This window comes from Nocardioides sp. URHA0020 (genome assembly GCF_000620705.1).
Taxonomy (GTDB): Bacteria; Actinomycetota; Actinomycetes; order Propionibacteriales; family Nocardioidaceae; genus Nocardioides.
This window is the reverse complement of record NZ_JIAR01000025.1, coordinates 66,561-85,791: the sequence shown is the minus strand read 5'-3', so window position 1 is coordinate 85,791 and position 19,231 is coordinate 66,561. Positions and strand designations below refer to the sequence as shown.

Below are 19,231 nucleotides of genomic sequence, written 5' to 3'. Positions count from 1 at the left end.
CTCACCCACCGGATCGTCCGCCTCCCACTTGCTGATGCACCAGCCTCAGGCGGACGACTCGAGTACGCCGAGGGCCCGCAGGTCGCGGGCGATCCGGTCGGGACGCTCGCGCAGCTCGAGAGCCGTGCAGCGCAGCACCACGACGCCGGTGGCGACGAGCTGACGCTCCCGCTCGATGTCGGCACCCCAGTGCTCGACCTGCATGTGGAAGCCGCCGTCCACCTCGAGCGCCACGAGCCGACCGTCGGGCAGTCGCCACTCGGCATCGGTGTAGCGCAGCCGACCCGCGGAGTCGCGACGCGACGTCTGGCGCAGCGGTCGCGGGAGACGGAAGGTGTCGCACATCGTCAGCACGTCCCGCTCCGCGGCGGACTGCGTGCCGGCGGCCAGCTCGCCCAGCAGCCGCCGGAACGGCTTCGCCCGGCGCAGCGGACGCATCCGCGTGATCCAGGCGTCGAGTCGCACCGGGGTCGTCAGGCGCTGCTGCACACAGGCCGAGAGCAGTCCGTACGCCGAGCGCGTCACGGGCTCGTAGCCCGCCCACAGCAGCGCGGCCGGCTCGACGCGCCAGGTCGACAGGGGCCTCGGAGCCGTCAGGAGCGGGATCGGGCGTCGGGTCTCCACGAAGCGGACTCCGGCGATCGGCTCGATGTTGTGCGACTTCTGGACCAGGACGGTGACCTCCTCGCGATGCCACCGCTGCAGCCCGTGACGCTCCAGCGCGCTCAGCCCGCCGAGTGCGCTGCGCGGACCGGCGTGCAGGACGCCGGCCCACATCAGTTGCTCACGGGTCAGGGTCCCCGTCGTCGTGCAGAGGACGACGCTGCTGATCTGCTGCCACCGACCCGCGTCGAGCTGCGTGTCGACGTAGTTGAAGCTCAGCCCCAGCCGGCGCAGCTGTCGCCGGGTGATCAGCCCGCACTGGGCCGCAGTCACCGGGAGCCAGCGCGGAGGGCGGGTTGCCATGCCGAGACGATGCCGCACCCCGGCGTACCGAGGCGGTCGTCCTCCACAGGGCACGGGTCGTCCGCCTGAGGCCGGTGCATGGAGAGGCGGGAGGCGGACGACCCGCTCAGCCCGGGTGCGAGGATGGGGCCATGCCGTCAGCGTTGCCCGTGGGCGATCCGGTCCCGGACGACGGGGCACTGCCGCCGAGCGCGCTCGAGGGCCTGGGCCGGCGGCCGTTCGGGTTCTACGTGCACGTGCCGTTCTGCACGGTGCGCTGCGGCTACTGCGACTTCAACACCTACACCGCCGACGAGCTCGGGCCGGCGGGTGGCGCCCGCGGAGCCAGCAGGGCGACGTACGCCGAGGCCGCGATCGCCGAGGTACGCCGCGCTCGCGCCGTCCTCGGCGACGTCGACCTGCCGGTGAGCACGATCTTCTTCGGCGGGGGTACGCCGACGCTGCTGAGCCCGGGCGACCTCGGGTCGATCGTCGCGTCGATCGCCGCCGAGTTCGGGCTGGCGCCGGACGTCGAGGTCACCACCGAGTCCAACCCCGACAGCGTCGCGCTCTGGGACCTCGAGGAGCTGCGCGGCGCCGGCTTCAACCGGCTGTCCTTCGGCATGCAGTCGGCGGTCGACCACGTGCTCAAGGTGCTGGACCGCACCCACGACCCGCTGCGGGTGCCCGCGGTCGTCGACTGGGCGCGCCAGGCCGGGTTCGACCAGATCAGCCTCGACCTGATCTACGGCACGCCCGGGGAGTCCCTCGCGGACTGGGAGACCAGCGTCGAGGCGGCGCTCGCCTGCGGACCCGACCACGTCTCGGCGTACTCCCTCATCGTCGAGGACGGCACCGCCCTGGCCCGCCAGATCCGGCGTGGCGAGGTGGCGATGCCGGACGACGACGACCTGGCCGACAAGTACCTGCTGGTCGACGAGCGCCTCGGGAGCGCCGGGCTGGAGTGGTACGAGGTGTCCAACTGGGCCAAGGACGCGAGCAGCCGCTGCCGCCACAACATGCTCTACTGGACCGGCGGCGACTGGTGGGGCGTCGGCCCGGGCGCCCACTCCCACGTCGGCGGCGTCCGCTGGTGGAACGTCAAGCACCCCGCGGCGTACGCCGAGCGCATCGCCGCCGGGGTCAGCCCCGCGCACTCCCGCGAGGTGCTGGACGACGAGAGCCGTCGCGTCGAGCGGGTGCTGCTCGAGCTCCGGCTGCGCGACGGGTTGCCGGTCAGCGTCCTCGACGCGACCGGGCGGGCCGCGGTCGCACGGCTGATCGACGACGGGCTGCTGACCCGGCAGCCGGTCGAGCGCCTGGTGCCGACGCAGCGCGGCCGATTGCTCGCCGACGCCCTGGTGCGGGACCTACTGCCGTAGGCCACGACGCCCTAGGGTGTCGCCATGACCGAAGGCCCCGAGGACCCGAACGCCGGCCAGCCGACCCCTCCGGAGGGCGAGCCGACCCCACCCCCGTACGGCGCGCCCACGCCGCCGCCGTACGGACAGACCCCGCCGCCCCAGCAGCCGGGCGGGCCGCAGCAGGGCTACCCCCAGCAGGGCTACCCGCAGGCCGGCTACGCCGTCGGCCCGTACGGCGCGAGCCCCCAGGCGCCGTACGGCGTGCACCCGGCCACCGGTCTGCCCTACTCGGACAAGCAGAAGCTGGTCGCCGGCCTGCTGCAGATCCTGATCCCGCTCGGCATCGGCCGCTTCTACATCGGCGACACGAAGACCGGCGTCTGGCAGCTGATCGTGACGGTCCTGACCTGCGGCATCGGCGGGCTGTGGCCCTTCATCGACGGCATCATCATCCTCGCGACCGACAGCAAGGACGTGAACGGGCTGCCGCTGCGCAGTTGAGCGCCGCGCACGCCGGCTCGACCGAAGTCCTCAAGAGCACCGACCGCGGACCGATCAGCACGTCGACGACGTCGGTCGAGACCAGGGTCTGGACGCTCAGCTCGCGACGAAGTCGATCAGTTCCTCGACCCGGCCCAGCAGGGCCGGGTCGAGGTCCTGGTAGGAGGAGACGCGGCTCAGGATGTGCTGCCACGCGCGGGCCGTGTCGGCCTGGTCGCGGTGCGGCCAGCCGAGCTGCTGGCACACGCCCTTCTTCCACTCGATGCTGCGCGGCACGTCGGGCCACCGCTGCAGCCCCAGGCGCTCGGGCTTCACGGCGGCCCAGATGTCGATGAACGGGTGACCGACGATCAGGACGTGCTTGCCCACGGGCGACTTCGCGATGCCCTGGGCGATCCGGCTCTCCTTCGAGCCGGGCACCAGGTGGTCCACCAGGACGCCGACCTTGCGCTCCGGGCCGGGCCGGAAGTCGCGGAGGTGCTCGGCCAGGTCGTCGACGCCGCCGAGGAACTCGACCACCACGCCCTCGATGCGCAGGTCGTCGCCCCAGACCTTCTCCACCAGCTCGGCGTCGTGCCGGCCCTCGACGAAGATCCGGCTCGCCCGCGCCACTCGGGCCTGCGCGCCGTGCACGGCGACCGACCCGGACGCCGTACGCGTGGGCTTGGCGGGGGCGCCCGTGCGGGCCGGCGCGGCCAGGATGACCGGCTTGCCCTCGAGCAGGAAGCCTGGTCCGAGCGGGAACGTGCGGCGCTTGCCGCGCCGGTCCTCGAGCGTCAGCGTGTGCAGGTCGCGGTCGACCGCGACGATCTCACCGACCCAGTCGGTGGTGACCTCCTCGACGACCGCACCGATCTCGGCGGGCGCCTCGACGGCGCGCCCGCGCTTGGGCGCGCGCCAGTCGGTGGCCAGGACGTCGGTGCCGTAGCGGTCGGGGGAGCTCACCGGCTCCACGCTAGGCGTCCCCGCCGACAACCCGGTGGGGGCGCGCCGTCAGTCCCCGGAGTCCGGCTCGTCGTCGTGCGCGCCCTTGCCGCCGAGCACGTCGAGCTCCTCGGCCGACTTCGGGTCGTCCTCGTCGGTCAGCGGCTTGGCGAGCGGGTTGTCGTCGGTGGGCTGGAGGTCCTCGGGCAGGTCCTCGTCCTCGATCGCGTTGGTGGGCTTGTCGTCGCTCATGGGCAGCACGTACCCGCTCAGGCGAGCGGCAACCGCTTCTCGCTGCGGGGCAGCTGCTCGTACCCCCGCCGTACGGCGTCCGCGAGCTCCTCGCGGGGGTAGGGCCACTCGGTGGCGCCGAGGGCGTCCTCGAGGCGTACGCCGCGGGCCGCCAGGTCGCGGATCGTCTGGGCCACGATGCCGATCGCGTTGCGCTGGTCCTCCACGAACTCGCGGTCCACCGGAGCGCCGTGGCCCGGCACCACCACGGTCGAGGAGGTGGTGAGGCTGAGCACGATGTCGAGCGAGTGCGGCCACTCCAGCGGGTAGCAGTCACCGCCGAAGCCGGGCACGCCGTCGCGCACCATCGACTCCTCGACCAGGTCGCCGGCGAGCAGCACGTCGACGTCGGGGACCCGCAGCACCAGGTCGCCGCCGGTGTGGCCGCGGCCCGGGTGCACCAGCTCGACGGCCCGGTCGCCGAGGTCGAGCGTGACGGCCGACGAGAAGGTGCGGTCCGCCGGCACGATCTCCGTGGCCCGCACCTCGTCGCGGTGCGGGTCGTCCGGCTGGGCGTCGTACAGCCGCTTGATCCGCTCGCCCGCCGACACCGTGCGCTCGGCGGCGACCTCGTGGGCGTGGATCGGGAGGTCGCCGTACGCCGCCCGGAACGCGCCGTTGCCGAAGGTGTGGTCGAAGTGCTCGTGGGTGTTGACGATCCCGACGACCCCCGGACCGCCGAGCGCGGCCCCGAGGCGGCGTACGTCGTCGATGACCGCGCGGGCAGCGAGGTCGGACGCGTGCGTGTCGACGACCAGCAGGCCGCGGTCACCGCCGACGAGCGTCACGTTGACGTCGAACCACTCATAGCGCGCGACCCAGACCCGGTCGGCGATCTCGGTGAAGGCCACCCGGTCAGGGTAGGCGCACTCCTCAGCAGAGGCCGGCGTGCAGCCCGCGTCGCAGCATCTCGCCGAGCTCGGTGAGGTCGCGGGCGGTACGCGCGAAGGCGATGACCTGCTCGTGCGCCCCGGTGCTGTCGACCCACTGGACCACGACGTCGGCGGGGGAGAGGCGCGCGATGCGCACGCCGACCACGTCGCCGGGGCGGGTGCCGCTGCCCAGTGCGATCGCCTGGCGCAGCTGGTCCTGGTGGCAGTCGTTGGCGTGCTCGACCGAGCGCTGGAGATGGCCGCGGTTGAGGTGGTGGCGGCGGCTGCCGAAGTCCTCGAGCGGCACCCGCAGCTGCCGCTCGGGTCCGGCCAGCAGCACGAAGCTGAGGTTGAGCGACACGACATGACGCCGCTCGTCGCAGCAGTCGCATTGCTCGAAGCCGGTGCGCTCGAGCCGCCCGGCGAGGGTGAGCGTGTCACCGCGCTCGTGGCCGCCGCGGGGGCCCAGCCCGCTGGTCACGGTCAGCAGTGCGCTGCGCTGGGTGGCGGCGGCCCGGGCGACGGGGGAGGTCGCGGGGCACAGGAAGGTCGGCGTACCCCGGTGGTCGGAGAGGCCGAGCTCCTCGTCCGCGCCGACGGCGTGCTCCTCGCCCTCGATGACCAGGCTGACGGAGGACGGGCAGGCGAGGATGCTGCGGGCGTCGGCCGCCACGTCGCCGTGGTCGCCGGGGTGGCTCGCGTTGTGGTGCTCGGTCGTACTCACCGTGACTCCCTCCGCTGTCGATACTTAGGTAAGCCTAACCTATTGCGATCTTGGCCACGGCGCACCGGGGCTTCCACGATGTGACCGTCGGGCCGCCGGGTACTCTTGGCACTCCCACCGAGCGAGTGCCAAGACGAGGAGGCGACACGTGCAGGAAGAGCGACGGCTGGCCGTCCTCCGCGCGATCGTCGAGGACTACGTCGCCACCGAGGAGCCCGTCGGCTCCAAGGCACTGGTGGAGCGGCACGGTCTCGGCGTCTCGCCGGCGACGGTGCGCAACGACATGGCCGCCCTGGAGGACGAGGGCTACATCACCCAGCCCCACACCAGCGCGGGCCGGGTGCCCACCGACAAGGGCTACCGGCTCTTCGTGGACCGGCTGACGACCGTGAAGCCGATGACCTCCGCCGAGAAGCGTGCCATCGCCTCGCTCCTCGACGGTGCCGTCGACCTCGACGACGTCGTCCAGCGCTCGGTGCGGCTGCTGTCGCAGCTGACCCGCCAGGTCGCGATCGTGCAGTACCCCACGCTGTCCCGCTCGACCGTGCGTCACATCGAGCTGGTCGCGCTGGCGCCGAGCCGGCTCCTGGTGGTCCTCATCCTCAGCACCGGCCGCGTCGAGCAGCGCCTCGTCGAGCTGGGCGACGACCTCGACGACCAGGCGATCGCCGACCTGCGGGCGCTGGTCAACCGGGTCGCGACCGGTGAGGTGATCGCGGAGGCCAACGCGGCCCTGACCGCGCTCGCCGCCGACCCCGCCGCGGTCTCGCCGGCCACCCAGGCCGTGGTCGACGCCCTCCTCGACGCGATGTCCGACCACCGCTCCGACGAGCGGATCCTCGTCGGCGGCGCCGCCAACCTGGCGCGGTACGGCGACAGCTTCGACTCCGCCGTACGCCCGCTGCTCGAGGCCCTGGAGGAGCACGTCGTGCTCCTCAAGCTCATCGGCGAGGCGACCACCGGTGAGCCTGTCACGGTCCGGATCGGTCACGAGGGCCCCTACCAGCAGCTCGCCTCGACCAGTGTGGTCGCGGCCGGCTACGGCCCGGGTGAGGAGGCGTTCGCGCGTCTCGGCATCGTCGGGCCGACCCGGATGGACTATCCGGGCAGCATGGCCGCCGTCCGCGCCGTCGCCCGCTACGTCTCCCGGATCCTCGACGAGGCCTGAGCGGCGCACTCGTCGCCCCAGCACCCAGACCAGCACCCAGCACCCAGCACCAGCAACGAAGGAACCACGTGAGTCAGGACCCGTACGAGCTCCTCGGCGTCGATCGCGACGCGGACGCCGACGCTCTCAAGAAGGCCTACCGCAAGCTGGCCCGGCAGTACCACCCGGACGTCAACCCGGAGCCCGAGGCCCAGGAGCGGTTCAAGGAGATCTCGCGCGCCTACGAGGTGCTCTCCGACCCGCAGAAGCGGGCGGCGTACGACCGTGGCGGGGACCCCTTCGGCGGCGGTGCCGCGGGCTTCGGCCAGGGGCCGGGCTTCTCGTTCACCGACATCATGGACGCGTTCTTCGGTGGCGCGGGCGGCGCGGCCGCGGGCGGCGGCCGCGGGCCGCGCTCACGCGAGCGACGGGGCCAGGACGCCCTCATCCGGATCGAGGTCGAGCTCGCCGAGGCGGCGTTCGGCGTCACCCGTGAGCTGATGGTCGACACGGCCGTGCGCTGCACGGCGTGCGGCGGCGAGGGTGCGGCTCCCGGCTCCCACGCGATCCCGTGCGAGACCTGCCACGGCCAGGGCGAGGTGGCGCAGGTGCAGCGCTCGTTCCTCGGCGAGATCCGGACGCTGCGGCCGTGCGCGGCCTGCCGTGGCTTCGGCACGATCATCCCCGACCCGTGCCGTGAGTGCTCGGGCGACGGCCGGGTCCGTGCCCGCCGGACCCTCACCGTCAAGATCCCGGGTGGCGTCGACACCGGCACGCGCGTCCAGCTCGCCGGTGAGGGTGAGGTCGGGCCCGGAGGGGGCCCGGCCGGAGACCTGTACGTCGAGATCCACGTCGCCCCGCACGAGGTGTTCGTCCGCAACGGCAGCGACCTGCACTGCACCGTCACGCTGCCGATGACCGCCGCGGCGCTCGGCACGGTGCTCACCCTGCCGACCCTCGAGGCCGACGTGGTGGGCGACGAGGAGCCGACGACGGACGTCGAGACCAGCTTCGAGCTCGACATCCGGCCGGGCACCCAGTCCGGCTCCGAGCAGGTGCTGCGCGGGCGCGGCGTACCCGGACTGCGAGGAGGGCGCGGCGACCTGGTCGTCACCGTCATCGTCGAGACACCGGGCCGCCTGGATGCTCGTCAGGAGGAGCTGCTGCGCGAGCTGGCGGCCATCCGCGACGAGGAGAAGCCGTCGGGGCAGGTGCACGCGAGCAGCAAGTCGATGTTCGGCCGGCTCCGAGACGCGTTCAACCAGCACTGATGTCGCTCCCGGTCCATCTCGTCCCGACGCTCCAGGGCGTCGTGGTCGGGGACGTGGTGACCGTCGAGGGCGACGAGGCGCACCACGCCGTCGCCGTACGACGTCTGCGGGTCGGCGAGCAGGCGGTGCTCACCGACGGGGCCGGGGTCTCGGTGCAGGGCTCGGTCGGCTCGACGGGCAAGCGGGTCTTCACCCTCGACGTCGACTCGGTCTCGGCGACTCCGCCTGCGGCGCCGGAGATCGTCGTCGTGCAGGCGATCCCCAAGGGCGAGCGTGGGGAGCTGGCGGTCGAGGTGCTGACCGAGATCGGCGTCGCGCGCGTCGTGCCCTGGGCGGCGGGGCGCAGCGTCGCGGTCTGGAAGGGGGAGCGTGCGGCCAAGTCTCTGGCGAGGTGGCGCGCGACCGCCCGGGAGGCGGCCAAGCAGGCGCGCCGCTCCTGGCACCCCGAGGTGTCCGAGCTCGCGTCGACCGCCGACGTCGTCGCGCTCGTCTCGGACGCTGCGCTCGCGATCGTGCTGCACGAGGCGGCCTCCGCGCCGTTCGCGGACGTGGTCGTCCCTGCCGGGGGTCGGATCGTGGTCGTCGTCGGTCCCGAGGGCGGCCTGAGCGAGGACGAGGTCGCCGCGTTCGTCGCGGGCGGTGCGGTGTCGGTGCGACTCGGCGCTGAGGTGCTGCGTACCTCCACCGCCGGCGTCGCCGCCGTTGCCGCGATCCTGTCGCGCACACCGCGCTGGGGGTAGTGGCCGTCGGGTGGTCTGGCGCGAGGTGGCGGTGGGAGATCCACGGTCTTGAGCTGGTGATCGGTGGATCGGCCACCGCTAGCGGGCGGCCGGCCGGGGTCGCGGTGGGAAATCCACGGACCTGAGCTGGTGAGTCGGTGGATTGGCCACCGCCAGCGGGCGGCTGGGGTGGCGGTGGGAGATCCACGGTCTTGAGCTGGTGAGTCGGTGGACAGCCCACCGCCGGCCGGTGGGCGGTGGGAGATCCGCGGACCTGAGCTCGTGAGTCGGTGGATTGGCCACCGCCAGCGGGCGGCCGGGGTCGCGGTGGGAGATCCACGGTCCTGAGCAGGTGTTTCGGTGGACAGCCCACCGCTAGCGGGCGGCCGACCGGGGTGGCGGTGGGAGATCCACGGTCGTGAGCAGGTGTTTCGGTGGACAGCCCACCGCCAGCCAGCCAAGCCAAGCAAGCCGACCGACCGACCGCCAGCCCACCCCCGACACGAACGGCTACCGAGCGAGCAGACCCTCCACCCGGGCGATCTCGTCGTCGAGCTCGGCCCGCTCACGGACGGTGAGGTCGCGGAAGAGCTCGATGACCTCCACCCGGTCGTCGACCACCCGCCAGAGACCCTCGAGCCAGCCGTCGACGAAGACCGTCATCGCGACGCCACCGTTCGGCCCCATCCACTTGGTCCGGTTGGCCGGATCGGTAACCCGGTCGCGAGCCGAGTGCGACAGCCAGAGGTTGTCGTAGGTGCCGAGGAGCCGGACCGGGGCCGGGGCGTCCTCCTCCTCGAGCGCGCCGCCCGGCACGTCGTACAGGACCTTGCCGGTCTCGTCCTCGTGCCGCTCCAGGTCCATCGCGACCAGCACCGGACCGAGCCGGGTCACGCCCGACCAGGTGGTGACGTCGGCCGCGGAGGCGGGACCGTACGCCGCCAGGTAGCGGCGTACGACGTCCTCCACGTCGGGCTCCGTGAGCGGTCGGCCGAGCCAGCGTTCGGCGTGCTCGTAGACCAGGCCGCCGGGGCCCTTCCACGTCCCGCGCGGCGGCAGCTGCACCAGCGGCACCAGGCCGCGGGCGATGACCGCACGGTCGCCGCTGGGCAGGTCGGGCAGCGCCTCACCGATCGCTGCCGACAGCTCACGCTGGCCGACAGGCCCGTCGGCCAGCACGTCCGCCACGGCCGTGCGGACGCGCGCCGGGTCGGCCGGGGCATGGTGGCGCAGCACCTTGTCCAGCACCGGCTGCGTCCACGGCCGCAGGGCCAGGGCGTCCTCGGGCGTCAGCAGGTGGATGGTGCCGCGCAGCGTCAGCAGCCGCACCAGCGTGGGCGCCTCGAGGGCGCGGGTCAGGTCGTACGGGTCGAACGACCTCAGCCGCGCCTGCAGCGAGAGGTACGGCGGCAGCGACTCCTGCGCCTGCAGGCCGACCAGGTGTCGGCACATCTGCTCGGGCGTCGCGTCGGTGCGCTCGAGCAGGTGCTGACGCCGCAGCAGCGTGCGGTTGAGCCGCTGCCGCGACAGCCTCACTTGACGGTGATGCTCTTCGTGTCGACGGTCGGGCCGCCGCCCTCGCCGCCGGAGGGGTCGTCGGTCATGGCGACGAAGGTGTAGTCGCCGGCCGGCAGGCCGGACACGTCGACCTCGGTCTCCCACGGGTAGAGCTTGTCCATCCAGCCCTCGGCCGTCGCGAAGCCCTTCGTGACCACCTTGCCGTCGGCACCGCCCGCGCGGATCTCCCACGGGGTGGTCGCCTCGAAGGAGCTCGAGACCCCGGTGGCGGTGAAGGTGCCGCGCACGCTCGCACCCTCCTCCGGCGTGGTGACGTTGACGAGCGCGCGTACGTCGATCTCCGGGTCGTTGGTGACCTGGCCGGCCAGGCCGAAGAGGTCGGCGGGCGCTCCGTCGACGGTGATCGACACCGGGAGCCGCTTCTGCGCCACGCCCTGGACTGTGTAGACGAGCTGCTGCGCGGCGAGCCGGGCGTCGTCCTCGGACATGCCGTCGGGGGCGGTCGTCCAGGAGTCGTCGGACATGTCGACGGTGATCATCTTGTCGCCCACGTCGACGCTGGAGAACGAGCCGCCGTCGGGATAGAGCGTGTCGTAGTCGGGGTCGAGGGCGTCTCCCGCGGTCATCAGCGCGAGCGCCTCGTCGGCGGGGTTGTCCGCCTCGACCTTGCGGAACTCCCGGAAGAGCCGCTGGCCCTGGGGGGTGTCGCCGACGAAGTAGACCGGCACCGTCGTCGTCTCCGCGGCCGCGGAGGAGGTCGGCTCCGTCGGCTCGCTCGCGTCGTCGCTCGGGTCGGCCGCCTGCGTGGGCGTGCTGTCGGCCGAGGCCGGGTCCTTGGCCTCGTCGCCGCAGCCGCTCAGCCCGGCGAGGGCGAGGGCGGACAGCGAGGCGAGGGTGGCGAGGCGGGTGCGGGAGGACATGAGGGTCATTTTCGGGGTTCCGGGCGGCTATCGGACGCTGATCGAGCGCGTGTCGGTCGATGGGTGGGTGGTCGTCGCCGGCAGCCCGAGGACCTCGACCCGGGCGGCCAGGCCGGTCACGGTCGTCGCGGTGATCACGGTGATGCCACGCTCCGGCGGCCAGTTCGGTTTACTCTCACCTGGAGGAGGACCAGTGGACTGTCTGTTCTGCAAGATCGTGGCGGGGGAGATCCCCGGCGACATCGTGCACACCACCGAGCGCACGGTCGCGTTCCGCGACCTCGTCGCGCAGGCGCCGACGCACGTGCTGATCGTGCCGAGGGACCACTACGCCAACGCCGCCGAGCTGGCCGCAGGCGACCCCGTCGCGTCCGCCGAGCTGGTGACCACGGCCGCGGCCGTCGCCACCGCCGAGGGGTACGACGACTACCGGCTGGTCTTCAACACCGGTGCCGGCGCCGGACAGTCCGTCTTCCACACCCACCTGCACCTGCTCGCCGGGCGCCCGCTGAGCTGGCCGCCCGGATGACCGGCACCGTACGGCGCCTCCTCGCCGCCACGGCCGTGCTGCTCGTGGCTCTGCCTCTCGCCGGCTGCGTCCAGGAGGACGACGACCGGCGGTCGGGCTCGCCCTCGACGCTGCTCAACCCACCCGACCCGCCCGCGGTGCAGGCCAGCCAGCTGGCCCGGGTCAAGCCGGGCAAGCTGATGCCGCTGCGCGCCGGCGAGCACCGGATGACGCTGAGCATGCCGTCGTCGTACACGCCGTCCGCGCCGACCGGCAAGGGCACCGACGACTACCGATGCTTCCTGCTCGACCCCGGCCTGGACAGGGACGTCTGGCTGACCGGCAGCAACGTGCTGCCGGGCAACCCCGACGTCGTGCACCACGTGATCCTCTACCGGCTCTCGCCGGACCAGACCGCGGAGGCCGAGCGGAAGGACGACCAGACCAAGGGCGAGGGCTGGACCTGCTTCGGCGGCACCGGCCTGGCCGGTGACTTCTCCAACACCGACGACGCGCCCTGGCTCGCCGCCTGGGCCCCCGGCGGCAACGAGACCAAGGTCCGCAACGGGTACGGCGTCCGCCTCGCCGCCGGCTCCCGCATCGTGATGCAGGTGCACTACAACCTGCTCAAGGGTGCGGCGCCCGACGTCTCCAGCACCCAGCTGCGCTGGATGGCCGGCAGCCGCGAGCTCACACCGCTGCACACCTTCCTGATGCCGGCACCCGTGGAGATGCCGTGCCGGCCCGAGCACAGCGACTCGCCGCTGTGCGACCGGGACGCCGCGGTCGCCGACGTGATGTCGCGCTTCGGCAACGTCGGCAACACCAACAGCCTGCTGCACCTGCTCTGCGGCACCGAGGTCAAGGCGTCCAACACCAGCAGGTGCACCCGCTACATCAACAAGCCGATGACGATCCTCGGCGTCGCCGGGCACATGCACCTGCTCGGGCGCTCGCTCAAGATCGAGGTCAACCCGGGCACCCCGGACGCCCGGACGATCCTCGACATCCCGATCTGGGACTTCGACGACCAGGGCACCAAGCCGATCAAGCCCGTCCACGTCGACCAGTACGACACCGTCAAGATCACCTGTCACCACGTGCAGTGGCTGCGCGACGTCCTGCCGTCCTTCGAGGGCATCCCGGACAAGTACGTCATCTGGGCCGAGGGCACCACCGACGAGATGTGCCTCGGCATGCTCCAGGTCGCCTTCGACGACGGGTCCTAGGCCCGACCGCTACAGGACGTAGACGAAGACCCGCAGCACGGCCAGCACCACCGGCAGCCCGAAGAGCACGAGCAGCGCCCAGGCGGCGATCCGGTGCCCGGGCTTGGTGGAGTCCAGCCGACCCGCGAAGTCCAGGATCGCGCCCTCCGGCACCTGGTGGGTCAGTCCCATGCTCCGGGCGTCGGGAGGCAGGTACTGCCCGGCGAACCAGTACGGCGGAGCGGGGTGCTCGGCGTCGGGCTCGTCGTCCCAGGCGTCGTCGAGCTCGCTCTCGGCCGGCATGCCACCACCGTACGCCGCAACTCGCTGGGCCGCGCCATGCCGCTCCCGTAGCATGGAAGTGCCTCCATCGCCGACCAGAAGGGCGCCCGTCCGGGCCTCATGACTGACACACCCACGACCAAGCACACGGTCGTCGTCCCCAACAGCATCAACATGGTCAGCCTGCTCGGGCCCGGCGACGAGTACCTCGGGATCATCGAGGGCGCCTTCGACGCCGAGATCCACGTGCGCGGCAACCGCATCTCGATGAAGGGCGAGCCCGGCGAGGTCGCCCTCGCCGAGCGGCTCCTCGACGAGCTGGTCACCATCCTGCGCACCGGTCAGGGCCTCACCTCCGAGACCGTCGAGCGGGTGCACACGATGCTGCGCACCGAGACCACCGAGCGACCGGCCGACGTCCTCAGCCTCAACATCCTGAGCAACCGGGGCCGGTCCATCCGCCCCAAGACGCTCAACCAGAAGCGCTACGTCGACTCGATCGACAAGCACACGATCACCTTCGGCATCGGCCCCGCCGGCACCGGCAAGACCTACCTCGCGGTCGCGAAGGCGGTCCAGGCGCTGCAGGGCAAGCAGGTCAACCGGATCATCCTCAGCCGTCCCGCGGTCGAGGCCGGCGAGCGGCTCGGCTTCCTGCCCGGCACCCTGACCGAGAAGATCGACCCCTACCTGCGGCCGCTGTACGACGCGCTGCACGACATGCTCGACCCCGAGCTGATCCCGAAGCTGATGGCGGCCGGCACCATCGAGGTCGCGCCCCTGGCGTTCCTGCGCGGCCGGTCGCTCAACGACTCCTTCATCATCCTCGACGAGGCGCAGAACACCACGCCGGAGCAGATGAAGATGTTCCTGACCCGACTGGGCTTCGGCTCCAAGATCGTGGTCACCGGCGACGTCACCCAGACCGACCTGCCGAACGGGCAGAAGTCCGGCCTGCGCGCCGTCGAGGAGATCCTCGACGAGGTCGAGGACATCTCCTTCAACCGGCTCACCGCCCACGACGTCGTACGCCACAAGCTGGTCGGCAAGATCGTCTCGGCGTACGACGAGCACGATGCCCGGGTCGAGCGGCTGCAGGCCGGCCGGACGGAAGCCCGCAGTTGAGCATCGAGGTCCTCAACGAGTCCGGTCGCGAGCTCGACGTCAACCGGCTGGCCGCACTCAGCCGCCATGTCATGGACCAGATGCGCGTGCACCCGCTGGCCGAGCTGTGCATCAAGGCCGTCGACGAGGCGACCATCGCCGGGCTCAACGAGCAGTGGATGGGCAAGGAGGGGCCGACCGACGTGCTGGCCTTCCCGATGGACGAGCTGCGTCCCGGCCTCGTCAACGAGGAGCTCGAGGAGGGCGTCCTCGGCGACCTCGTGCTGTGCCCCGACATTGCCGCCAGGCAGGGCGAGACGGCCGGCCACGGCGCGGAGGCGGAGATCGAGCTGCTGACCGTGCACGGCATCCTGCACCTGCTCGGCTACGACCACGCCGAGCCGGAGGAGCACAAGGAGATGTTCGGTCTCCAGGACGAGCTCCTCGCGTCCTGGCGAGCCCAGTGAAGTCGGCCCGGTGAGCGGGCACGACGTCTGGCTGCTGATCGGGGCAGCCGTGCTGGTCGTGCTCGCCGGACTCTTCTCCGCGGCCGACGCCGCGCTGGCCGGCTTCTCGCGCGCCCGCGCCGAGGAGCTCCTCGACGACAGCCGGCCCGGTGCGCGCCGGCTGGTGGCGCTGCTCGGGGACCCGCCGCGCTACCTCAACACCGCGCTCTTCCTGCGCCTGCTCTGCGAGATCTCCGCGACCGTGCTGGTCGCCTTCACGATCGACCAGGTGTACGACGGCGCGTGGTGGCCCGCCGTTCTCACCACGATCCTCGTGATGCTGGTCGTGTCCTTCGTCGCGATCGGCGTCGCTCCGCGCACGGTCGGTCGTCAGCACTCCGAGCGGGTGGCGCTGGTCTCGGCCGGACCGCTCTACGTCGTGACGGCCATCCTCGGCCCGCTGCCCAAGCTGCTGATCCTGGTCGGCAACGCGCTCACCCCCGGCAAGGGCTTCCGCGAGGGCCCGTTCTCGACGGAGACCGAGCTGCGCGAGCTCGTCGACATGGCCGAGGCGTCGTCGCTGATCGAGTCCGGCGAGCGCAAGATGATCCACGACGTGCTCGAGCTCGGAGACACGATCGCCCGGGAGGTGATGGTGCCGCGCAACGACGTGGTCTACGTCGAGCGGCACAAGAACCTGCGCCAGACGCTGTCGCTCTTCCTGCGCAGCGGCTTCTCCCGCGTGCCGGTCATCGGCGAGAACCTCGACGACGTCGTGGGCATCGCCTACCTCAAGGACATCGTGCGCCGCGACTTCGAGGCGCCCGACGTGGAGTTCACCCAGCGCATCGACGAGGTGATGCGCCCGACCCACTTCGTGCCCGACTCCAAGCCGGTCGACGCGCTGCTCTCGGAGATGCAGGCCAACCGCCAGCACATCGCGGTCGTCGTCGACGAGTACGGCGGCACCGCCGGCCTGGTCACGATCGAGGACATCCTCGAGGAGATCGTGGGTGAGATCACCGACGAGTACGACGCCGAGGAGATCGAGGTGGAGACGCTCGAGGACGGCGTCGTGCGGGTGTCGTCGCGCTACCCGATCGACGACCTCGACGAGCTCTTCGGCTTCGACGTCGAGGAGGAGGACGTCGACAGCGTCGGCGGCCTGATGGCCAAGCACCTGGGCCGGGTCCCGATCCCCGGCTCGGTCGTGGAGGCGCACGCGCTGCGCTTCGAGGCCGAGGCGGCGACCGGCCGCCGCAACCGCATCGGCACCGTGCTGATCGCGCGGGTCGCCACCGACGACGAGGACGACGACAGCGATGACTGATTTTGCCACCCCGCTGTCCGCCGAGGACAAGAAGCTGGTCACCCTGGCCCGCGCGACCCGCGCCCGCACCGGCGCCGCCGAGGGGGCCGCCGTACGCGACTCCGACGGCCGCACGTACGCCGCCGCCACCGTCGACCTGCCGTCGCTGCGGGTCTCGGCGATCGGGGTCTGCGTCGCGATGGCCGTCGCGTCCGGGTCGCGGGGCCTGGAGGCCGCGGTCGTCCTCACCGCGGCGGACACGGTGGCCGACGCCGACCTGGCCGCCGTCGGTGACCTCGGTGGCAGCGGCGTCGTGGTGCACCGCGGCGACGTGAAGGGCGCGATCGTCGAGACGCTGACGACCTGAGCGAAAGCCCCGGCGACCGGGGCCGCGGTCTGGTCCGCGCCGGCGCGACGTACGCGACGTCACCGTGGAGACCTACCGCGTGCGCGCTGACGGCTCCGGAGGAGTGTGATTCCGGAGACACTCTCCGTGTATGCCGGGTCGGAAACACATCCGACACCCGACAGGAGTAGCCTCTGCGCCGTGAGTTTGCGCGGTTGGTCGGCACACGACGTGGCGGTGGAGCGACTGAGCACGTCGTACGCCGCGATCCCCGCCGGGGCTCCGGTGCGGTTGGCGAAGAGGACCTCGAACCTCTTCCGGCCCCGCGCCGCCACGACGGCACCCGGTCTCGACGTCTCCGGACTGGACGGCGTGATCGCCATCGACGTCGACGCGAGGACCGCCGACGTGCAGGGCATGTGCACCTACGAGGACCTCGTCGACGCGACGCTGCCGCACGGCCTGATCCCGTACGTCGTGCCGCAGCTGCGCACCATCACGCTGGGCGGTGCGGTCACCGGTCTCGGCATCGAGTCGACGAGCTTCCGCAACGGGCTGCCGCACGAGTCGGTGCTCGAGATGGACGTCTTCACCGGTGCCGGCGGGGTCGTCACCTGCCGGCCGGGCGACGACCTCTTCGACGCCTTCCCCAACTCCTACGGCTCGCTCGGCTACGCCACCCGCCTGCGGATCGAGCTCGAGGCGGTGCCCGGCCACGTCGCCCTGCGGCACGTGCGCTTCGACGACGCCGGGCTGCTGGCCAAGACCATCACCGAGATCACCGAGACCGCGTCGTACGACGGGGTCCGGGTCGACGGGCTCGACGGCGTCGCGTTCGAGCCGGGGGAGTACTACCTGACGCTCGCGACCTGGAGTGAGCAGGGCGGCCCGACCAGCGACTACGCCGGTCAGGACGTCTACTACCGGAGCATCCAGCAGCGTGAGACCGACCTGCTGACGACGTACGACTACCTCTGGCGCTGGGACACTGACTGGTTCTGGTGCTCGGGCGCGTTCGGCGCCCAGAACCCCCGGATCCGCAGGCTCTGGCCACGCCGCTGGCGGCGCTCGGACGTCTACCAGAGGCTGCTCGGCCTGGACCGCCGCTTCTCGATCGCCGACCGGCTCGACCGCCGCGCGGGGCGTCCGCTGCGGGAGCGGGTGATCCAGGACATCGAGGTGCCGGTCGCCAACCTGGCGGCGTTCCTGGAGTGGTTCGACGACGCGGTCGGGATGCGCCCGGTGTGGCTCTGCCCGCTGGTCTCGAAGCGGGAGTGGGCCTCCTACCCGCTGGAGCCGGGCCAGGTCTACATCAACGCCGGCTTCTGGGGCACCGTGCACGTCGGGCCGGACGCCCCGAACGGACCCCGCAACCGCGCGATCGAGACGAAGGTCCTCGAGCTCGACGGCCACAAGTCGCTCTACAGCGAGGCCTTCTACGACCGCGAGACGTTCGACCAGCTGTACGGCGGAGCCAACCTGGCCGCCGTGAAGGGTCGCTACGACCCGCACGACCGACTGACCACCCTGTACGACAAGGCGGTGAAGAGACGATGACCAAGACGTACACGATCGGCGAGGCCGTTGGTGCACTCATGCGTGATGGGATGCCGGTGCGCTTCAAGGCGTACGACGGCAGCTCGGCCGGGCCGCCGGACGCCGAGATCGAGCTGGACCTGCTGACCCAGCGCGGCCTGTCCTACATCATGACGGCACCGGGGGACCTCGGGCTCGCCCGTGCCTACGTTTCCGGTGACCTGGACATCAACGGCGTGCACCCGGGCGATCCCTACCCGCTGATGACGCTGCTGCAGAACCACACCAAGTTCCGCCGCCCGGCGCCGGCCGAGCTGGTCGCCATCGTGCGCGGGCTCGGCATCGCCAACCTCAAGCCGCCGCCGCCCCCGCCGCAGGAGCACCTGCCGCGCTGGCGCCGCGCCGTCGAGGGAGTCCGGCACTCGCTGCAGCGCGACGCCGACGTCATCCACCACCACTACGACGTCTCCAACACGTTCTACGAGTACGTGCTCGGGCCGTCGATGACCTACACCTGCGCGCTCTACCCGACCGACGACGCGACGCTCGAGGAGGCGCAGACGGCCAAGTACGACCTGGTCGCGCGCAAGCTCGACCTGCGACCCGGCCAGCGGCTGCTCGACCTCGGCTGCGGCTGGGGCGGGATGGTCCGGCACGCCGCACGCGAGTACGGCGTACGCGCCATCGGCGTCACCCTGTCGCGGGAGCAGGCGTCGTGGGCGCAGCAGGCGATCAAGGAGGAGCGGCTCGACCACCTCGCCGAGGTCCGGTTCATGGACTACCGGCGCGTGGAGGAGACCGGCTTCGACGCGATCTCCTCTATCGGCCTGACCGAGCACATCGGCGTGAAGAACTACCCGTCGTACTTCGGCTTCATCGAGGACCACCTCAAGCCGCAGGGCCGCCTGCTCAACCACTGCATCACCCGGCACGACAACCGGCCGACCGACACCGGCGCGTTCATCGACCGCTACGTCTTCCCCGACGGCGAGCTGATCGGCTCCGGCACGATCGTCACCGCGGTCCAGGACGCCGGTCTCGAGGTGCAGCACACCGAGAACATCCGGGTGCACTACGCCAAGACCCTCGCCGCGTGGTGCCAGAACCTCGTCGACAACTGGGACGCCTGCGTCGCCGAGGTCGGCGAAGGCACCGCCCGGGTCTGGGGCCTCTACATGGCCGGATCGCGGCTCGCCTTCGAGCGCAACGAGATCCAGCTGCACCACGTGCTCGCCACCAAGACCGACGCGACCGGGGCGAGCGGCTACCCGCTGCGTCACACGTTCTGAGGCCGGG

Annotated in this window: 21 protein-coding genes; 13 read left to right on the top strand and 8 right to left on the bottom strand. The window is 71.9% G+C overall.

Features of this window, described 5'->3' with window-relative positions:
- Positions 1 to 45: 45 nt before the first annotated feature.
- Complete coding sequence (locus N542_RS22750) at positions 46 to 966, bottom strand: hypothetical protein (protein WP_051551254.1); 921 nt, start codon at positions 964 to 966, stop codon at positions 46 to 48.
- Positions 967 to 1,097: 131 nt separating this feature from the next.
- On the opposite strand from N542_RS22750, the gene hemW reads away from it, so the two are divergent.
- Entirely contained in the window at positions 1,098 to 2,327 is a 1,230-nt protein-coding gene (gene hemW, locus N542_RS0100735) for a radical SAM family heme chaperone HemW (RefSeq protein WP_028642297.1), read from the top strand.
- A 24-nt stretch (positions 2,328 to 2,351) separates the two neighbouring features.
- Positions 2,352 to 2,810, top strand: a complete 459-nt coding sequence (locus N542_RS0100730) for a TM2 domain-containing protein (RefSeq protein WP_028642296.1) — start codon at positions 2,352 to 2,354, stop codon at positions 2,808 to 2,810.
- 96 nt (positions 2,811 to 2,906) lie between these two features.
- Here the strand turns inward: N542_RS0100730 and N542_RS0100725 are convergent, their stop codons facing one another.
- From N542_RS0100725 to N542_RS27715, 4 genes are read right to left on the bottom strand one after another with little or no spacing between them, the layout of a single operon-like run.
- The gene (locus tag N542_RS0100725; RefSeq protein WP_036505901.1) at positions 2,907 to 3,755 is read right to left on the bottom strand and encodes a DUF3097 domain-containing protein; all 849 of its coding nucleotides are present in this window, start codon (positions 3,753 to 3,755) and stop codon (positions 2,907 to 2,909) included.
- 48 nt (positions 3,756 to 3,803) lie between these two features.
- Positions 3,804 to 3,986 carry a hypothetical protein gene (locus N542_RS0100720; protein WP_028642294.1) on the bottom strand — a complete coding sequence of 61 codons (183 nt, stop codon included), beginning with the start codon at positions 3,984 to 3,986 and terminating at the stop codon, positions 3,804 to 3,806.
- Positions 3,987 to 4,003: 17 nt separating this feature from the next.
- Positions 4,004 to 4,876, bottom strand: a complete 873-nt coding sequence (locus N542_RS22745; RefSeq protein ID WP_036505899.1) for an MBL fold metallo-hydrolase — start codon at positions 4,874 to 4,876, stop codon at positions 4,004 to 4,006.
- Positions 4,877 to 4,898: 22 nt separating this feature from the next.
- The gene (locus N542_RS27715; protein WP_028642293.1) at positions 4,899 to 5,621 is read right to left on the bottom strand and encodes a hypothetical protein; all 723 of its coding nucleotides are present in this window, start codon (positions 5,619 to 5,621) and stop codon (positions 4,899 to 4,901) included.
- A 148-nt stretch (positions 5,622 to 5,769) separates the two neighbouring features.
- On the opposite strand from N542_RS27715, the gene hrcA reads away from it, so the two are divergent.
- From hrcA to N542_RS0100695, 3 genes are all read left to right on the top strand, one after another.
- Complete coding sequence (hrcA, locus tag N542_RS0100705; protein ID WP_028642292.1) at positions 5,770 to 6,789, top strand: heat-inducible transcriptional repressor HrcA; 1,020 nt, start codon at positions 5,770 to 5,772, stop codon at positions 6,787 to 6,789.
- A gap of 68 nt (positions 6,790 to 6,857) precedes the next feature.
- Positions 6,858 to 8,039: a molecular chaperone DnaJ gene (gene dnaJ / locus N542_RS0100700; protein WP_028642291.1), complete on the top strand. Its 1,182-nt coding sequence runs from the start codon at positions 6,858 to 6,860 to the stop codon at positions 8,037 to 8,039.
- A complete protein-coding gene (locus N542_RS0100695; RefSeq protein ID WP_028642290.1) occupies positions 8,039 to 8,779 on the top strand; it encodes a 16S rRNA (uracil(1498)-N(3))-methyltransferase in 741 nt (246 codons plus the stop codon). The genes dnaJ and N542_RS0100695 overlap by 1 nt, the downstream gene beginning before the upstream one ends.
- A gap of 489 nt (positions 8,780 to 9,268) precedes the next feature.
- Here the strand turns inward: N542_RS0100695 and N542_RS0100690 are convergent, their stop codons facing one another.
- Entirely contained in the window at positions 9,269 to 10,294 is a 1,026-nt protein-coding gene (locus N542_RS0100690) for a winged helix DNA-binding domain-containing protein (protein WP_028642289.1), read from the bottom strand.
- The gene (locus N542_RS0100685) at positions 10,291 to 11,196 is read right to left on the bottom strand and encodes a Gmad2 immunoglobulin-like domain-containing protein (RefSeq protein WP_036505896.1); all 906 of its coding nucleotides are present in this window, start codon (positions 11,194 to 11,196) and stop codon (positions 10,291 to 10,293) included. The genes N542_RS0100690 and N542_RS0100685 overlap by 4 nt, the downstream gene beginning before the upstream one ends.
- A gap of 193 nt (positions 11,197 to 11,389) precedes the next feature.
- Here N542_RS0100685 and N542_RS0100675 point away from each other — a divergent pair, with 193 nt between their 5' ends.
- Together N542_RS0100675 and N542_RS22740 are read left to right on the top strand one after the other, a co-directional pair.
- Entirely contained in the window at positions 11,390 to 11,725 is a 336-nt protein-coding gene (locus tag N542_RS0100675) for an HIT domain-containing protein (RefSeq protein WP_028642287.1), read from the top strand.
- Positions 11,722 to 12,933 (top strand): hypothetical protein, encoded by a 1,212-nt coding sequence (locus N542_RS22740; RefSeq protein WP_036505894.1) that lies wholly within the window; start codon positions 11,722 to 11,724, stop codon positions 12,931 to 12,933. Before N542_RS0100675 ends, N542_RS22740 begins: the two co-directional genes overlap by 4 nt.
- 9 nt (positions 12,934 to 12,942) lie before the next feature.
- Here N542_RS22740 and N542_RS22735 read toward each other — a convergent pair whose 3' ends face one another.
- On the bottom strand, positions 12,943 to 13,215 hold the full coding sequence (locus tag N542_RS22735) for a hypothetical protein (protein WP_036505892.1): 273 nt from the start codon (positions 13,213 to 13,215) through the stop codon (positions 12,943 to 12,945).
- A gap of 99 nt (positions 13,216 to 13,314) precedes the next feature.
- Between N542_RS22735 and N542_RS22730 the strand changes: the two genes are divergently transcribed.
- From N542_RS22730 to N542_RS0100635, 6 genes are all read left to right on the top strand, one after another.
- Positions 13,315 to 14,319 (top strand): PhoH family protein, encoded by a 1,005-nt coding sequence (locus N542_RS22730; protein WP_036505890.1) that lies wholly within the window; start codon positions 13,315 to 13,317, stop codon positions 14,317 to 14,319.
- Positions 14,316 to 14,765: an rRNA maturation RNase YbeY gene (gene ybeY / locus N542_RS0100655; RefSeq protein WP_028642286.1), complete on the top strand. Its 450-nt coding sequence runs from the start codon at positions 14,316 to 14,318 to the stop codon at positions 14,763 to 14,765. Before N542_RS22730 ends, ybeY begins: the two co-directional genes overlap by 4 nt.
- Before the next feature lie 10 nt (positions 14,766 to 14,775).
- Complete coding sequence (locus tag N542_RS0100650) at positions 14,776 to 16,074, top strand: hemolysin family protein (RefSeq protein ID WP_028642285.1); 1,299 nt, start codon at positions 14,776 to 14,778, stop codon at positions 16,072 to 16,074.
- The gene (locus N542_RS0100645; protein ID WP_028642284.1) at positions 16,067 to 16,420 is read left to right on the top strand and encodes a cytidine deaminase; all 354 of its coding nucleotides are present in this window, start codon (positions 16,067 to 16,069) and stop codon (positions 16,418 to 16,420) included. Before N542_RS0100650 ends, N542_RS0100645 begins: the two co-directional genes overlap by 8 nt.
- Positions 16,421 to 16,600: 180 nt before the next feature.
- Positions 16,601 to 17,956, top strand: a complete 1,356-nt coding sequence (locus N542_RS0100640; RefSeq protein WP_231482346.1) for an FAD-binding oxidoreductase — start codon at positions 16,601 to 16,603, stop codon at positions 17,954 to 17,956.
- On the top strand, positions 17,953 to 19,224 hold the full coding sequence (locus N542_RS0100635; protein WP_028642282.1) for an SAM-dependent methyltransferase: 1,272 nt from the start codon (positions 17,953 to 17,955) through the stop codon (positions 19,222 to 19,224). Before N542_RS0100640 ends, N542_RS0100635 begins: the two co-directional genes overlap by 4 nt.
- Positions 19,225 to 19,231 lie beyond the last annotated feature (7 nt).

What these genes read in the sequence shown, in the direction of transcription:
- N542_RS22750 (WP_051551254.1), bottom strand. Translation starts at nt 966, where the DNA reads ATGGCAACCCGCCCTCCGCGCTGGCTCCCGGTGACTGCGGCCCAGTGC.
- hemW (WP_028642297.1), top strand. Translation starts at nt 1,098, where the DNA reads ATGCCGTCAGCGTTGCCCGTGGGCGATCCGGTCCCGGACGACGGGGCA.
- N542_RS0100730 (WP_028642296.1), top strand. Translation starts at nt 2,352, where the DNA reads ATGACCGAAGGCCCCGAGGACCCGAACGCCGGCCAGCCGACCCCTCCG.
- N542_RS0100720 (WP_028642294.1), bottom strand. Translation starts at nt 3,986, where the DNA reads ATGAGCGACGACAAGCCCACCAACGCGATCGAGGACGAGGACCTGCCC.
- N542_RS0100695 (WP_028642290.1), top strand. Translation starts at nt 8,039, where the DNA reads ATGTCGCTCCCGGTCCATCTCGTCCCGACGCTCCAGGGCGTCGTGGTC.
- N542_RS0100685 (WP_036505896.1), bottom strand. Translation starts at nt 11,196, where the DNA reads ATGTCCTCCCGCACCCGCCTCGCCACCCTCGCCTCGCTGTCCGCCCTC.
- N542_RS22740 (WP_036505894.1), top strand. Translation starts at nt 11,722, where the DNA reads ATGACCGGCACCGTACGGCGCCTCCTCGCCGCCACGGCCGTGCTGCTC.
- N542_RS22735 (WP_036505892.1), bottom strand. Translation starts at nt 13,215, where the DNA reads ATGCCGGCCGAGAGCGAGCTCGACGACGCCTGGGACGACGAGCCCGAC.
- N542_RS22730 (WP_036505890.1), top strand. Translation starts at nt 13,315, where the DNA reads ATGACTGACACACCCACGACCAAGCACACGGTCGTCGTCCCCAACAGC.
- N542_RS0100645 (WP_028642284.1), top strand. Translation starts at nt 16,067, where the DNA reads ATGACTGATTTTGCCACCCCGCTGTCCGCCGAGGACAAGAAGCTGGTC.
- N542_RS0100635 (WP_028642282.1), top strand. Translation starts at nt 17,953, where the DNA reads ATGACCAAGACGTACACGATCGGCGAGGCCGTTGGTGCACTCATGCGT.